Origin of the sequence: Bythopirellula polymerisocia (assembly GCF_007860015.1) — a bacterium.
Classification (GTDB): domain Bacteria; phylum Planctomycetota; class Planctomycetia; order Pirellulales; family Lacipirellulaceae; genus Bythopirellula; species Bythopirellula polymerisocia.
Genome location: NZ_SJPS01000009.1, coordinates 62,008 through 77,750, shown reverse-complemented (window position 1 = coordinate 77,750; position 15,743 = coordinate 62,008). Strand labels below are relative to the sequence as shown.

The following is a 15,743-nucleotide window of genomic DNA, read 5'->3' as shown; positions in this document are numbered from 1 at the left end:
GTTGACACATAGACCAGATTTGGTATAGTCGGGATTGAAGGCGGGAGTGGCTCTTAATCCAGCCGCTGAATTAACCGGGCTTTTCAGGTAATTCTAGAGCTAGAGACTTGGGCCATCGCATTCGCGGAAGTGTCGGATCAGGCAAAAGATTCTAAGAAGATTTCAATTTTTGACGCAGCTTAGCTGTGTGGAGTCGAACGAGCTTAGACAGAGTTTACAAAATCGTGATTGGCTATCGGGGCAGATTAGCGAACGCGAAACGTGGCAAAGCAACGCCGGCCGACTTTGGCCTACCTTGCTTGCCATGGCTTTTCGAGAAGTAGAGGAGGTGCCAAGCCAATGTATGGCCGTGTTTTTCGCTTTCAGGCGAAGCTCCCAATCATATCGGCACTTGGTGAAACATTGACTCAGACGTTTGATTGGGTTGTACGACGGTAGTTGCAACGCAGCTGGCAGAAGTTGTGCGAAATAAGACGAATTACTTTTTTTGAGGGAGATGCTTTGATGAAAAGAACAAATAAGGTGTGCGTATTAGCAGTTCTTGTTATGGCGGTCCTTACGATGGCTGATCAATCGAGGGCCGAGACTCTTCGATATAGGACAGGAGGTGCATGGGAAAATGTCAGTGACGGAACAACTCCTGGCTGGGGGGTCAATCCTGATCAGCCTGGATCAAGTGTCCCGGTCGCAGGTGATGAAGCCCGAGTAAACTGGGCGGGCAGTACAGTTACCTTGGACTATGCGGCTCCAGCTTTCGAAAGACTTCTCATAGGCGTTGATGAGGCTGGGACCATGGAAGTCAATGGTGGCGGAGTCCTTTCAGCAATCCAAGATGTGGTTGTCGGAAATAATAACTTCACCGAAGGTTATATGGATGTCAATGATGGCGCTACGGTGAACGTTGGCAGGATTCTATGGGTTGGCAAGGGGGGCCCCAATGACGGTCCGGGTGACACACTCGGTTACCTTAATATCAACAGTGGTGGAGTGGTGAACGTCGCGAACCATCTATGGTGGGGAGTGAAAGGAACTGCTGAAGTTAATATTAGCGGAACTCTCAACCAAACAGGAGGCATTCTCGGTCTTGGCACTATTAATGCCCTTGATTCGGGAGCGCAAGGCGGCACTGCCTTAGTAAACATCCTCGACGGTGGAATAATGGCCCTGAACAACATTCATGCGGGTGGAACTCAGAGTTCAATTCAGCCTGGCTCGTACATCGACATTTCTGGATCGGGTCAACTCACTCTACCTGGTGATTTCGTAGGAGTGCTGGAAGGCTATCGAGATGCCAGCAAATTGTACGGCAATGGCGTTCCCGGGGCTGTGGACATCAACGTCGTCCCAGCACCAGGAGGTCTCGGTGATTTCGACGTCGATGGCGACGTGGATGGACATGATTTTCTGGTGTGGCAGCGGGATCCGAATGTGGGTGTTTTGGCCGATTGGCAGGCCAACTATGGGCAGACGAGTATGAAGACTGTTGTTACCGCGGCTGTCCCAATCATTGCAGTCGTTCCAGAGCCGAGTGTTTTGACATTGATGCTGACAAGTGCCTTAGCCTTGAGTGGGTTGAGAAGCAGATCTTGCAGGTGATTCGAATGAAAGTCGTGAATCTGTCCCAGAGCCTTTTTCATCACTCGACCGTGGTGCCGGCAAGGAATACTTGGATGGATTCAGCGGCGACTTGATTTGACGAGGGCTGCTTTATTTGGGTCCGTCGTACTGTTGTTGTATTACACATGGCCTGTTTATTTATCCTTCATTTCGCCGGAGTCGAATGATGAAACCAAATCCCAATCGTAAAATGGCTTTTACGCTCGTAGAACTACTGGTGGTGATCGCCATCATTGGAGTATTGGTTGCTCTACTCTTGCCGGCCATTCAAGCGGCCCGTGAAGCGGCGCGACGTGCGACATGTGTCAACCAACTCAAGCAGATGGGCCTCGCGATACTGAATCATGAGAGTGCGATCGGAGCATTTCCCACGGGCGGCTCCGAGCCTTGGCACGATGAAGGCGACGCATCGGTTAGTTTCGGCAAAGGCTACGGCTGGATGGTGCAAATACTTCCGTATGTCGAAAATGCTGCGTTGCAAAATATATCGAAAGGATATGGTTCAGGAGATGCGCAACGCGATCGAGTCGTACGTGGGACTCCCGTGCCACTTTACAATTGTCCGTCAAAGCGTGGAATCGTAATTAGCTTTGAAGGGACTTTAGAGAATCCGGATGCCTGTCTAGAGGGATGCGCACTTACCGACTACGCCAGCTCAACGCCTGCCAACCTACTTGATGTCAGCCGTCCCAGCTATGACCCGTGGTTCTGGCAGGGCATCACACATGGCGACGTGCTAAGTGCTGCTCAACAAGAAATCAGATTCAAAAACAATAAATATCCAGTCAGCTATCAGGGCGTGATCGTGCGGACAGGAATGTCAGATCCTTGCAAGACAAGGAACATCACCGATGGTCTCTCGAATACGATGGCGCTTGGCGAGAAGCGACTTTTTACCAACTTATACCAGATTGGAGCTCCGTACGATGACATCGGTTGGACCGATGGCTGGGACCCGGATATTGTTCGTTATACGGGCTACCAACCAGGCCCGGATATAGAGCAGCCTGCTACAGAGCCACAGGGCTATGGGTTTAACTTTGGCTCCTCCCACCCAAGCGGGTTAAACGCTGTCTTCGCGGATGGCCATGTGACTCAAATTACCTACGATATCGACTTAATCGTGTTTAATGCCATGGGCGACCGTCAGGATGGTTTGGTCGTGGACTCCCAATAGTATGCTGCGGTCGTTTCGCAATAGCTCAATTGAGTGGCGGCCCGAGATCACCACAGAATTCGGATGAATCTCAAGGAGAATTACCTTGATGAACAAGAAGCTGATCGGGAGGGTTCATCATGGCTCTCTAGAAAAGCAAACGTCCGGTGAAAGCGCCTTTACGCTGGTCGAATTACTAGTTGTGATTGCAATTATCGGTGTACTCGTTGCCTTGCTCTTACCTGCTGTCCAAGCAGCCCGGGAAGCAGCGAGACGAATCCAATGCTCAAATAACCTTAAACAGCTTGGATTAGGCGCACTTAACTATGAGTCGGCGCGTGCCTACTTCCCTATCAGCTACGGGACTGGGTGGGACAATGCCGGGGGTATTGATCAACCAGGGGCAGGTTGGATACTGAGTACGCTTCCTTACCTTGAACAGCAATCCCTCTATGATCGTTTTGCTGCGGCAAGTGCATTCGAGGGGAAGATGCCAAAAACTAATATCTGCCCAGATCGGCCGCCACGGCCCCGGAACGCAGGAATTAGCTCAGCGCCGGCTTGTGATTTAATGGAGATTCAGTTGGCTTCCCTCCATTGCCCCAGCGATGACGCTGAAACCGAAGAAGAGATTCCTCCCAATTGGGCAAGAAAGGTAGCAACTACAAGCTACAAAGGGGTTTTGGGAGATACCTGGCTGGGCTCTTCGGGTCAGTCGGGAAGCGTCTTTCACAACAACAGCGCTCGGTATCCTAGCGGCAATTACGACACCATTGACCCAAGATATTCGGCGAGCAATCCAAGAGATTGCCACCACGACACGCGCTGCCGAGGGATTTTCTTTCGTCAAACACTCCGAGAACCTATCAAGATTAGCTCAATTAGCGACGGCATGAGTAATACTGCCATGGTTGGCGAGGACATTGTTGCACTCAATGGTCATTCTGTGGCCTTCTACGCAGATGGCGACTGGAACAGTTGCAACATCCCGCTCAACTATGGAACGAACACTCCCAACCCCACGGCGTTTCGCAATGATTGGTCTAACGCTCGTGGTTTCAAGAGCAGGCATCCTGGTGGGGTACAGTTTGTTTACGCTGATGGTTCGGTACATTTTCTTGTTGATGCTACTGACCATGGTCTCTTTCGCGCAAGTTGTACACGGAATGAGGGAGAAGCACTTTGATTGGACTTCAGCATGAGCCGGCGCGGTGTAGTAGTTCACCCTACAAGAGTATTAAGTCCAGTTCGCAATCTTCCGCAACAGTATTTGGCACGACCAGAAGCTTGACGCCTCCCAAGCCAATTCGGGGCGAAACGGTTGCTGGGACCATTCGCTTGAACCTCGTTTTTCTTGCATTGTCTCTAGTTGGGTGTGGACAACGATTGCCCACTGTCTCGGGAAGCGTGGCGTTGGATGGTGAACTTGTGCGTGGTTCGGACAACTTGCAGTGTATCGTCCTTTTCTTCCCCGAGAATGGAAATGGTGCCCCAGCGATTGCGAATGTAGACGGTTCAGGCAAGTTTATGCTGGAAACAGGCTCCACCAAGGGTGCCCTAGAAGGAAAGTACGACGTGGCGATCAGCGTGGCCGAGATTATTCCCAGTAAGGATGGGGGGAATCCCCATATTCGACAATTGGCTGCAGAAAAGTACGCGGACCCAAGCACATCAGGTTGGACTGTTGAGGTTGTTCCAGGTTCGAACGAATTCGATTTTGCAATTGAGAAGGGAGACCAGAATCGTAGGCTTTCGAATAACGATGGATAATGAACAATGAGATTGCCTCTTAGGTAGCTCGCCAATTCTTGAGGACTTGGTTGCGGTGACTGTACCCGAAAGCAGTTTATTTGGTAATGGTTGGAGACTCAACTCACTGGCAAGTCTTTGTATTGCCTTTTCGTTTGCTCACGTCAAACACATGAACGGGACTGCTTCGATGAATAGGAATTCTCTCAGCAAACTCCAAAAAAACTTTCGTGGAAAGCGGCTGCAAGGCACAGAAGGTTTTACATTAGTCGAATTACTGGTGGTGATTGCAATCATTGGCGTGCTAGTAGCTTTGCTGCTTCCCGCTGTACAATCGGCACGTGAATCAGCTCGGCGATCACAATGCCAGAATAACTTGAAACAGATAGGATTGGCGACGCAGAATATTCAGAGTGCGATGGGAAAGCTGCCTCCCCAGTTTGGTTGGTTCGGCACCGAAGAGAGCGGGGGTTTCGGAACACTCTTCTTCCACTTATTACCGTATATCGAGCAAACAAATCTCTATGAAGTGTCTCGGGTCGAGAAAACTGTCGTCCAGGACTATCCCTGTCAATACACTCAGCAACAGGGTTCACACGACAGTCGGCGGCAACTGGGATGGCAAGTAATCGATGAGTACATCTGCCCTTCTGACGCTTCTCAGCCTTATGTCGAGCCGAACTGGGGCTGGGGTGGTAGTTGCTACGCATCCAACTTCCAAGTCTTTGCCTTCAATACCGATCCAGCGAAATTAACCAATTCTTGCCATGATAGGAATCTCGTTTACTGGCAAGGTGAAGCGGAGCTTGGCAGGACTATCGGCGATGGCGTTTCAAATACAATCCTTTTCGCAGAAAAATACGCCAATTGCAATTCGACGGGTCCTTACCCTGCCGGCAAAGCTGATGGTGGCACAATGTGGGCCCGCTGGGACTGGTTGGACTATTGGCAGCCAACCTTTGCCGCTTTCATCCAAGGTAATCAGTCGATGTTTCAAAGTAGTCCGTGGCCGCACGAAAGAGAGAGTCTTACAATTCCTGGTCCGTGCAATCCACGACTCGCCCAGTCCTCGCACCCGGGAGTTATGAACGTCGGTATGGGCGATGGAAGTGTTCGGACTCTTCAGGAAGGAATGAATGGTGATACATGGTGGGCATTGTGTACAGCCAATGGCTCGGATGTCGCGGGATCACATTGATGAGATTCAGCATGCTAAGAAATAGGACTATCTCAGGACGTAGTATTCGGCAGTTATTTGCAACGTTCTTGCTCCTCGGTATTGTCATGGGTTGCGGGCCAAAGTCTGCAAGCGTCTCTGGCAAGGTGACCCTCCAAGACGTACCGATCACTACAGGCACAATTGCCTTCATCAGCACGAAGGGAATAGTGAGTACTGGAAACATTGAAAATGGTAACTATTATGTGACCGGATTGGAGATCGGTTTTGAGGCAACTGTAACAGTGACGTCGCATGCACCATCTCCCATGATGCAACCTCCCAGGGGGCCAGTCGATGGCGCACCGATTCAACCTCCCATGAAGTACATCCCCATCCCCGATCGGTATGGTGATTCAAATCTCAGCGGCCTAACGTGCCAAGTGATTGAAATTGAGCAGACAAAGGATTTTGATCTTAAACCTTGATTGCAAATTAGATTCGATGGTGCCACAGCCTCCAAGAATTGAGCGTTTCGCCAACTGATTTGCCTGATCCTTGGAAAACTTCATGCCAGCTTGCATAAACGACGATGGTGCCCCCGTGTGGGCAAGCTACTGGCTCTGTGCTGCGGGAATTTATAATCTCGTATGGGGCCGCGCTCACGATGGCATTTCCACACTTGTTGTTTGATCTTACCAGCATCGAGCGGGTCAATTACCCTGAGATTTGGCAGTGCGTGGGGATGATCGTTGGGGTCTTCGGAATCGGCTATTTGATTGCCGCAGGGAACCCACGGCGTCACTGGCCAATATTGCTCGTCGGGCTGCTAGGCAAAATCTTTGGTCCAATCGGATTCCTGGGGGCCTTATGGCGTGGAACATTTCCCCCGCTCTTTGGACTGACCATCCTGACCAACGATCTCGTGTGGTGGATTCTGTTTGGCCTGATTCTGTTGGACTCTGCCCGGGCTCACAAGAGTGAGCGGCGACCCAATGCAGCCAGCCTGAGTCACTTTTGCTGGGAGTCTCGGATCAATGCTTTCCCAGAGCAAGTGTTTCGCTTTCACGAAAGCGCCGAAGCACTGCGGAGTTTGATCCCGCCATGGGAAAAGATGCAGGTGAGCAAGAGTCCTGGCTCTCTACTTGTTGGCAGTCGGGTGGTGTTGCGTGGGAGCATCGGACCAATTCCCATTAGTTGGGTAGCAATCCACACCGAATACGAACCACCGCACCTGTTTGCTGATCGGCAAGAGTCGGGGCCGTTCGCTTGGTGGTATCATCGGCATCACATCTTCGACGATGGAGAGGGAACCTTGCTGCGGGATGAGGTGGAATATCAGGTCCCATTGTGGCCGCTGGGCGACTGGTTAGGGGGATGGTTCGTTCGCCGCAAGCTGGAACGAATGTTCGACTATCGTCACGAAACAACCCGCCAGCTAGTAACATCTCGGATATCCACCCCCCCGCGGGGTGCGTCACAGCTGGACCAAAGGGAAGAATAAAGTTCAGATTTTTTGAGTGCCATGGGCGAATAGTATTTCTTGAATTGGGCAATGTGTCCTGATGGGGACTACCGTCAAATTGCAAATGTTTGTATCCCCCGGGGAAAAGCATGCCTTTCGCTTTCTCTCGACTACCCTCATCAGTACCAATCTGTTGTTGGGAACCAACAGTATAGAGGTACGGGATGCCCTTGGGCACTCCCCCGAGGCAACGATGTTCAGCTCCTGACACCCAAGTTTGCTTGTTTGCTATCCCTGACAGTGTGATAATTTAATAAGAGCAAGGAGACACGGCATTGCAGAATGAGCTGCAATCCCACGGAGGTCGATTTGATGTCTAGAGTATCAATACAAGAGAAAGAAAAGTTGCCCACTGTATCAGCACAACAGAGATATCAGGATGTATGCAAGATATTTGTATGCAAGATATACGAGGCACTATATCCCTATCTCTCGCAGGTCAGAGCGTTGATGGAGCAATTTTTCGATCGCTGTGAGGCATTTTCCCAAGAGCATGCCGATTGGAAAGCTCGGCAGCAGGAGTATTTTGAGAAGACAGCAATATCAAATCCCAAATTGCTCGATCCCGGTAATCCGGTTATGGAGAATGATCGCGAAATGCGGTGGAACGGCCGACAGCGGAACAATTTCGCAGGTCCTTTGCCAAATGGTATCGAGTCAATCAGTTCCGATGAGGATTTGCGTACGCCATATGTTTACGAACGCTTTATCCAAGCCGAGGAACTGACTGAATTACGAAAAACCAGTTCGCCTCTGTTGCAGTATTTGATGCCTTGGAACGGTGCCTCGCTGCTACCTGCAGGCGAAGAAGCGAAGGTTGTCATTGAGGCGTGGGCTCCAAGGGAATTGCACAACGAAAACGAGCCAGAGTTCGACTACCCACTTCCTCCTCGCCAATATAAGCGAAAGCTAGAAAACTGTGAACTTGTAGCAGGTCTAGTAGCTTTTCATGATTACCATACCCAAGGGAGACGTCTATTTCCAACTGCTGAAGTAGAAGAGGCGACCTATTGTCAAAGGGAAATCATTTTCATGATCATGCGGGCAGAAGCTCAATTTTGGGGTGTCGATGAGGATCGGATATTGGAAATGGATAGGTGGCTTCAAGATGTGGTAAGCGAAATCGAACTTAACTCTCAAGGAGGCTCGGCGAAGAACAAATCGCAGCCGGAAGATAATGAACCCGAGGTAGAGTTCATTTTCGCACCTGATGGTGATGGATTCTTCATAAGAGCATTTGGTGAAGAGGGACATTTCAAATTCCTCAAGGGATTTGAGTATCTCTACCGTTTGGTTCAACAGACGGACCGCGGATTATTGGCCACCGAACTGCACAACACAAGGGTAACTGACATTTCTAACCAACCACTAATCGATGAGGAGGGACTTAAAGAAATCAGAAATCGCAAAACTGAAGCTGAGCAGGAGCTAGAGCAAGCAAGACATGACTCAGATTCAGTCGCTGAGTTAATTGCGATCGAGGAACTAGAACATGCCAAAAAGTATATTCGACAAGTTACCTCCCCAAATGGAAAAGTGAAAAACGTTTCTAAGAGTTCAACTAGTGCAATTACGAGTGTATCAAGCTGTATTGATCGAGCGATAGACAAGCTTAGGAATGTTGCCACTCCGATGACGAAATTGGCTGACCATTTTGAAAGATCTATTACTTGCGTTTTGACCGTCGCCTACTCACCGGAGAATAAAACTATCAGATGGAGTACTTGCCGACCTAAAGTAACCAAAACACAAGAATAAGCGCTCGGCGCTTATATCAAGCGCTCGGCGCTTGGCGTCTTCCTGTGAGCGACAAGACTACAGTTGTCTTGTCTTTTACATCCTCGTACTTACAGGAAGAGACTATGAATAGTCAATCTGGTAATGGACAACCCTTTCCAACCAATTTCGATCCCAGCAAAGACCGCTTCACAAGAGGCATCATTCGCAAAAAAGCCAAGCAGGTGGTTGGCATTGCCGGATTCACCCGGCAAGACATTCCTGACCTTGTGCAAGACCTCTATGTCCGTGTACTGCAGAGTCTGCCGAAATTCGATCCTAAAATAGCTCACATCAAAGAGTTCATCACGACTGTCGTTGAGCGCAGTATCGCTTCAATCCTGCGAGATAAAAAGCGCAAAAAGCGAGACTTTGGGCGGGTCGGTTCGCTCAGTGAACTCATCCAAGACTCGGAGAGTTGTTCAACCGAGTTGGCTGATACGCTTAGTCTGTGCGACCAGGATACGCGATTGGGTCGGCATCGCCGAACGGCAATAGACCAAGTTGAACTATGCCTAGACATGGAGAGCGTGGTCTCGACCCTTCCTTCGTCCTGGCGAAAGCTCGTAGAGCTTCGCAAGACCTTGACGATGTCGGAGGTCGCTCGTGAATTGGGGGTGCCACGCACCACACTGAACGATTGGATGAAATCCATCCGTCTCATTTTCCAAGATGCGGGCTTGCACGACTATTTATAAAGTTTTCCGTCATCTCACGTCGGAACGGGGTAGCTCTATAGATAGGCACCCTGTTTCCGACGTGAGGATTCCTTTGGCAAATACACTCTATCGTTATCATTTTGGTTCAAAGATTCCTGCGGAAGATATTGAGGCTTCGCTACTCCTATCCATCCTCTCCACCGAGAGTCTTCATGGGGCATCTCAGGTCCGACTAGATACGGCCCATTACCTGGATGACACCAAGCACGCCTGTGTGATCGATGCGAGCACACAAGTTGGCTGTGATCTGAATCGATTGTTCTTGGGATTTCTCAGCCGAGAGTTTGGTGACGATTCCTTCAGTGTCGAACGGATAGAAAAGTCAGCATGCAAGTCAAGTGAGGATGACCAATGAACCCACTAGTATCAATCCAACGCGGAAAATCCTCCAAACCACCCCGAGTCTTGTGTTACGGAGTTGAAGGAATCGGCAAGAGTACCTTCGGCTCCCAGGCCCCCCAAGCGATCTTCGTCCCGATCGAAGATGGCTTGGGAGAAATCTCTTCCGACAAATTTCCCCTTGCCAGTACCTACGACGAAGTCACTGCGGCCCTCGCTTCTCTGCGTCAGGAACAGCACGACTACGAAACGGTCGTTATCGATTCCCTTGACTGGCTGGAACGGCTCATCTGGGACAAACTCTGCGAGCAACATGGCGTCTATTCCATCGAAAAAGTCGATGGCGGCTATTCCCGCGGCTACACCCATGCCCTCATCTACTGGCGCGAAATCCTGCACCATCTCGATTCACTTCGCAACCAGCGAGGCATGGTCGTCGTCTTGATCGCACACTCCAAAATTGAAAGTTTTAAGGACCCTGAATCGTCTGCTTACGATCGGTATTCGCCGCGTCTGCACAAGCATGCTGCTGCATTACTCACCGAATGGTGTGACGTCGTTGGTTTCGCTACACGAAGACTTCGCACCCAGAGTGAGGATGCCGGCTTCAATCGCAAACGGACCATCGCCCATGGACTCGGTGCCGGCGGCGGCGAACGCATTCTGAGATGCGTGGGTAGCCCAGCCTGCATCGCCAAGAATCGTTATGGAATCAATGAAGAGTTGCCGCTCTCGTGGGCGGCATTTGTTGAAGCACTTTCTCGTAACCCAGAATAAGGATCCCATAACTATGGCTAACCTAAGTGGATTTGATGCGAATCAAGTCGAACCCAACACCAGTTTCGATCCGGTACCAGCTGGAAAATACCAGGCGGTGATCACCGACTCCGAGATGAAGCCTACCAAAGCGGGTACGGGCCAATACTTGGAGCTGAGGTTTCAGATCCAAGGCGGTGAGTATGACAACCGCGTCTTGTGGTCCCGGCTGAATCTCGACAACCCGAACGCGACTGCTGTGAAGATCGCTCAAGCGGATTTGTCCGCCATTTGTCGGGCTGTCGGTGTCATGGCACCTAAAGACAGTGTTGATCTGCATAACTTGCCACTTGTCATTCAGGTGGGCTGTAAGCCACGCAAGGATACGGGCGAAATTACCAACGAGATCAAGAGCTATTCCAAGAAGGAGTCTGCACCTGCCGTCGCCAGTGCCGCGCAGACTAGCGACAACACGCCGCCGTGGATGCGATCTTGATGTTGGAGTTTGAGCTGCCGTTCCCGCCCAGTGCGAACCACTACTGGCGTCGTGTTGGGTCGCGAACGCTGATTAGTCGCGGGGGTCGAGCATTCCGCCAGGCGGTCTGCTCGATCCTGGCGGCCAGCACCTTCGAGCTGCTAACTGGGCCGCTTGAGGTGAAGGTCACTGTGTTTCCTCCAGATCGACGGCGCCGTGACGTCGACAATTTGCAAAAAGCTCTCCTCGACGCACTCCAACATGGTGGCGCTTACCGAGATGACAGCCAAATCGTGCGGCTTTCCATTGAAAAGTGTCATCCAGTCGCGGGGGGCAAGACCCTCGTACAAATCCAGGAGGTACTCGCTTAGGTGCTCACCCTTAGGCCTTACCAGGAAGAAGTCAAAACTGCCGTGTACCACCATCTCCGGACACGAGACGACAATCCGTGCGCGGTGGTACCTACGGCTGGTGGCAAGACACCCATCATGGCCTCGATCTGTAAAGACGCCGTGATGCAGTGGAATGGGCGAGTGCTGATCCTGGCACACGTCAAGGAACTCTTGGAACAAACGGCCGACAAACTGCACACCGTCTGTCCCGAATTACAATTCGGAGTCTACTCGGCCGGACTCAAGCGGAGGGACACGGACCGTGCCGTCATCATCGCCGGCATCCAGAGTGTCTACAAACGGGCCTGCGAACTGGATGCCTTTGATTTGGTAATGGTCGACGAGGCACACCTCATCCCGTTGGAAGGGGACGGGATGTATCGCCAATTCCTTACCGATGCCCAGGTGATCAATCCGAACCTACGGATCATCGGTTTTACCGCCACCCCGTTTCGGTTGAAGACCGGTACGATCTGCACGCCGGACGGGTTTCTGAATCACATTTGTTACGAAGTGGGGGTCCGCGAGCTCATTCGCGACGGCTTTCTCTCCCCGCTGGTCACCAAAGCGGGCAAGACGAAGGCCGACACCACGAGCTTGCATGTCCGTGGCGGTGAGTTTGTGGCGAATGAGTTAGAAGACCTCATGGACCGGGGTGAGTTGGTGGAGGCTGCCTGCGCGGAGATCGTTGAGCAGGCAGGCAACCGCAACTCCACGCTGATTTTTGCCGCGGGCGTCAATCACGGAATGCATATCGTCGAGGCGCTGCAACGTGTGCATCAGATTGATTGCGGTTTCGTCTGTGGGGCGACACCAACCACCCAGCGTGACGAGACACTCAACAGGTTTAAGTCGGGGGATCTTAATTATCTGTGCAACGTCAATGTCTTGACGACTGGTTTTGACGCGCCCAACACCGACTGTGTGGCGCTGGTGCGTCCCACGATGTCCCCTGGATTGTATTACCAGATGGTTGGCCGAGGGTTCCGACTTCATCCTGACAAAGACAACTGTCTGGTTCTGGATTTTGGTGGCAACGTGCTCCGTCATGGGCCAGTGGATAGCATCCAGGTCTCAGCCAAAACTTGTGGCAACGGAGAGGCACCAGCCAAAGAATGCCCAACGTGCCACGCCTTGATCGCGACTGGCTATGCCAACTGCCCCCATTGTGGTCACGAGTTCCCCCCTCCCGAAAAGAAAAAGCACAAGGCAACGGCCTGTGAAGCCGGCATCCTTTCCGAACAGGTCACCACAACCAAGTACACGGTAAAGGACACTTTCTACGACGTCCATACGAAACGTAATGCGAGTGATGAGGACCCCAAGACTTTACGAGTCGATTACCACATAGGTTATCGCAAGGTTAAGTCCGAATGGGTCTGCTTCGAACACTCGGGCTATGCTCGCCAGAAGGCGGTCAACTGGTGGAACCAACGTTCGCCTGACCCAGTCCCCGAGACCGCCGAGCGTGCTATTGAAATCATTGAAGGAGGGGGTCTGGCATCGACTCTAAGCATTACCGTCCGGTCGGTTGCCGGTGAGCCTTATGAACGCATCATCGACCATGAACTGGGACCACTCCCTGAGGCACTCCCTGTGGGCGAATTCGAGCCGTACGACCTGGATGAGGTTCCGTTCTAAAGATGTTTGACTCCGCCCTCAACTACTTTGAATCCGGTCTTTGTGTGTTGCCTGCCAATGCCACAGAGAAGCGACCAACCCTTTCTCGTTGGAAGCAATATCAACAAAGACTGCCAACCGAGCAGCAGCTGCAGACATGGTTTGCCGACGCCAAGGCCATGTGCATCCTTGCGGGTGCAGTCTCTGGCAACCTCGAAGTGCTAGATTTTGATCACGAAGGTGAGCTCTTTGATCCATGGCGTGCCCTGGTGGCGTCGGAAGTCCCTGGACTTGCGGAACGCTTGGTAGTCGAGCGGACCCAATCCGGTGGACTTCACGTCGTCTATCGCTGTGAGGAGGCAATACCTGGCAATCACAAACTGGCTCAGCGCACCTTGGTGGCAGACTCCGCCGACCCGGTTGAGATCACTGGCAAACGTTACCTGCCTCGTCGGATTGGTGACCGGTTTGAATGCACCTGTACGCTGATCGAAACGCGGGGTGAAGGTGGACTCTTTCTCTGTGCCCCGACCCCAGGCTACCGAATAGAACAAGGGAGTCTGGATAGGCTCCCTACCATCACCAACGCTGAGCGCGCCGTGTTGATTGAGGCTGCCTATGCACTCAACGAATCAATTCCACCAGTAGCCAGAGAGTTTGCACAGGTAAACGGCGAGGGTCGTCCGGGAGACGATTACAACGAGCGTGGCGATGCCCGTGAGGTGTTACGACGTCATGGTTGGACTCTGGTGAAACGTGGTGAGAACGAGTACTGGCGTCGCCCAGGGAAGCAGCAGGGCTGGAGCGCGACTCTCAAGGAAGGGGTGCTCTACGTCTTCTCCTCCAATGCCGCACCCTTTGAGCCGGATCGTGCCTATGCTCCCTTCACGGTCTACACGTTCTTGGAACATGACGGCGATTTCGGAGCAGCCGCTATTTCCCTCAGGGCTGCCGGCTATGGTCAAAGCTCCGATGACAAGACAGTTGATCTATCCAGTTTGATGAGCAATGGGCACGCAGCGTTGGTGCCTACCCAGATCGCCCTGCCGGACCCGGGTCCCTTGCCAGGGAGTTTGTTGCGGGTTCCGGGATTTATTTCTGACGTCATGGATCACTGCCTGGCCACAGCTCCCTATCCCAATGTTGCTTTGGCCTTCTGCGGTGCCTTAGCACTTCAGGCATTACTCGCTGGCCGGAAGGTGCGAGATCAGGCAGACAACCGCACCAATATCTACCTGCTCGCCCTGGCGTATTCCTCAGTCGGCAAAGACTGGCCCCGTAAAGTGAATACCAAAATCCTTCATCGGGTGGGGCTGGTGTCCGCCTTGGGAGAGAAATTCGCGTCGGGAGAAGGGATCCAAGATGCCTTGTTCCTGACGCCAACGATGCTCTTTCAGACGGACGAGATCGATGGCCTGTTACAGTCCATCAACAAGTCCCGCGACGCCCTGCATGAGAATATCATGGGGACGCTCCTCACGCTGTACTCGGCGGCCAACAGTGTCTATCCCATGCGACGCAAGGCTGGGAAAGAGTCACCAGGTGTGATCGATCAGCCCTGTCTGATCGTCTACGGGACGGCGATCCCCAATTACTACTACGAAGCGCTCTCTGAGCGGATGCTCACCAATGGCTTTTTCGCTCGCATGCTGATTGTGGAGAGTGGTCCACGCAGTGTTGGCCAGGAGCCTGGTCTGATCGCTCCCCCTAAGAGTGTTTTGGAGACAGCCCACTGGTGGTCAGAGTTCAATCCGGGCACAGGCAATCTCGAAGAGTGGCACCCGAACCCTCAGATCGTCGAAGCAGATCCTGAGGCAATGGAGTTATTGGCCGAGTCGCGATGTAGATCGGAGCTCGAGTACGCCAATGCCGAGTCAGGGGGAGACCCAGTCGGGACGACCGTGTGGGGTCGCGTGCCAGAGCAGGTTCGCAAACTAGCGCTGTTGTACGCAGTCAGCACAAATCACCTGGCACCTCGGATTGACGCGGCCGCAGTTCGCTGGGCGACCGAGTTCATGCTGCACCAGGCGCGACGCATGTTGTTCATGGCTCGCAACCATGTCTCTCAGAACCCATTTGACGCAGAGTGCCTACGTTTGCTCCGCAAGCTCCGCGAGGCGCCCGGCCAGGAATTATCTCATAGTGTTCTGCTGAAGCGGATGAAGATCGCCACCAAGCCATTCCAGGAGCTGATCACCACGCTCGAACAGCAAGGTGACTTGGAGACAGTGCTGCAAACGACCTCGGGACGAACACTCCGGAGTTATCGTTTGGTGGGTGAAAGAAGTAGTGCAGGGGTGAAAGAAGTTGGGTCTTCGTGACCTCCTGGGGGGGTGAAAGAAGTCCCCTTTTTGGGGAAAGAAGGTGAAAGAAGTTGAAGCAAAAAAGGACCCCGGTTGGGGTGAAAGAAGTTCTCGAAAAGTGTTGCAAACTCTTAGACACAAAGGGGTTGTGCAATCAGAC

Annotated in this window: 16 protein-coding genes; all 16 read left to right on the top strand. The window is 52.2% G+C overall.

All coding sequences use genetic code 11. From position 1 onward, the window contains the following. The first annotated feature begins 504 nt into the window (after positions 1 to 504). The 16 genes from Pla144_RS21545 (at position 505) to Pla144_RS21465 (ending at position 15,601) form a co-directional block, all read left to right on the top strand. On the top strand, positions 505 to 1,596 hold the full coding sequence (locus tag Pla144_RS21545; protein WP_146452770.1) for a hypothetical protein: 1,092 nt from the start codon (positions 505 to 507) through the stop codon (positions 1,594 to 1,596). 184 nt (positions 1,597 to 1,780) lie between these two features. Beyond that, entirely contained in the window at positions 1,781 to 2,794 is a 1,014-nt protein-coding gene (locus Pla144_RS21540) for a DUF1559 family PulG-like putative transporter (protein ID WP_146452769.1), read from the top strand. A gap of 88 nt (positions 2,795 to 2,882) precedes the next feature. After that, on the top strand, positions 2,883 to 3,959 hold the full coding sequence (locus tag Pla144_RS21535) for a DUF1559 family PulG-like putative transporter (RefSeq protein ID WP_146452768.1): 1,077 nt from the start codon (positions 2,883 to 2,885) through the stop codon (positions 3,957 to 3,959). Next, a complete protein-coding gene (locus Pla144_RS21530) occupies positions 3,956 to 4,543 on the top strand; it encodes a hypothetical protein (RefSeq protein ID WP_146452767.1) in 588 nt (195 codons plus the stop codon). The genes Pla144_RS21535 and Pla144_RS21530 overlap by 4 nt, the downstream gene beginning before the upstream one ends. 169 nt (positions 4,544 to 4,712) lie before the next feature. Next, positions 4,713 to 5,720, top strand: a complete 1,008-nt coding sequence (locus Pla144_RS21525; RefSeq protein ID WP_197530909.1) for a DUF1559 family PulG-like putative transporter — start codon at positions 4,713 to 4,715, stop codon at positions 5,718 to 5,720. 11 nt (positions 5,721 to 5,731) lie between these two features. Next, the gene (locus tag Pla144_RS21520) at positions 5,732 to 6,166 is read left to right on the top strand and encodes a hypothetical protein (RefSeq protein ID WP_146452765.1); all 435 of its coding nucleotides are present in this window, start codon (positions 5,732 to 5,734) and stop codon (positions 6,164 to 6,166) included. A gap of 82 nt (positions 6,167 to 6,248) precedes the next feature. Beyond that, complete coding sequence (locus Pla144_RS25325; RefSeq protein ID WP_261342332.1) at positions 6,249 to 6,371, top strand: hypothetical protein; 123 nt, start codon at positions 6,249 to 6,251, stop codon at positions 6,369 to 6,371. Further along, positions 6,346 to 7,182: an SRPBCC family protein gene (locus tag Pla144_RS24840; RefSeq protein WP_197530908.1), complete on the top strand. Its 837-nt coding sequence runs from the start codon at positions 6,346 to 6,348 to the stop codon at positions 7,180 to 7,182. Before Pla144_RS25325 ends, Pla144_RS24840 begins: the two co-directional genes overlap by 26 nt. A gap of 333 nt (positions 7,183 to 7,515) precedes the next feature. Further along, positions 7,516 to 8,961 (top strand): hypothetical protein, encoded by a 1,446-nt coding sequence (locus Pla144_RS21500; RefSeq protein WP_146452764.1) that lies wholly within the window; start codon positions 7,516 to 7,518, stop codon positions 8,959 to 8,961. Positions 8,962 to 9,065: 104 nt separating this feature from the next. Beyond that, positions 9,066 to 9,677: a sigma-70 family RNA polymerase sigma factor gene (locus Pla144_RS21495; RefSeq protein ID WP_146452763.1), complete on the top strand. Its 612-nt coding sequence runs from the start codon at positions 9,066 to 9,068 to the stop codon at positions 9,675 to 9,677. Positions 9,678 to 9,750: 73 nt separating this feature from the next. After that, a complete protein-coding gene (locus Pla144_RS21490; RefSeq protein ID WP_146452762.1) occupies positions 9,751 to 10,053 on the top strand; it encodes a hypothetical protein in 303 nt (100 codons plus the stop codon). Further along, on the top strand, positions 10,050 to 10,814 hold the full coding sequence (locus tag Pla144_RS21485) for an ATP-binding protein (protein ID WP_146452761.1): 765 nt from the start codon (positions 10,050 to 10,052) through the stop codon (positions 10,812 to 10,814). The genes Pla144_RS21490 and Pla144_RS21485 overlap by 4 nt, the downstream gene beginning before the upstream one ends. Positions 10,815 to 10,827: 13 nt before the next feature. Beyond that, positions 10,828 to 11,289: a DUF669 domain-containing protein gene (locus Pla144_RS21480; RefSeq protein ID WP_197530907.1), complete on the top strand. Its 462-nt coding sequence runs from the start codon at positions 10,828 to 10,830 to the stop codon at positions 11,287 to 11,289. Then, positions 11,289 to 11,639: a RusA family crossover junction endodeoxyribonuclease gene (locus Pla144_RS21475; RefSeq protein ID WP_146452759.1), complete on the top strand. Its 351-nt coding sequence runs from the start codon at positions 11,289 to 11,291 to the stop codon at positions 11,637 to 11,639. Before Pla144_RS21480 ends, Pla144_RS21475 begins: the two co-directional genes overlap by 1 nt. Further along, positions 11,640 to 13,301 (top strand): DEAD/DEAH box helicase, encoded by a 1,662-nt coding sequence (locus Pla144_RS21470; protein ID WP_146452758.1) that lies wholly within the window; start codon positions 11,640 to 11,642, stop codon positions 13,299 to 13,301. A 2-nt stretch (positions 13,302 to 13,303) separates the two neighbouring features. Continuing rightward, positions 13,304 to 15,601 (top strand): bifunctional DNA primase/polymerase, encoded by a 2,298-nt coding sequence (locus Pla144_RS21465; RefSeq protein ID WP_146452757.1) that lies wholly within the window; start codon positions 13,304 to 13,306, stop codon positions 15,599 to 15,601. Positions 15,602 to 15,743: the final 142 nt, after the last annotated feature.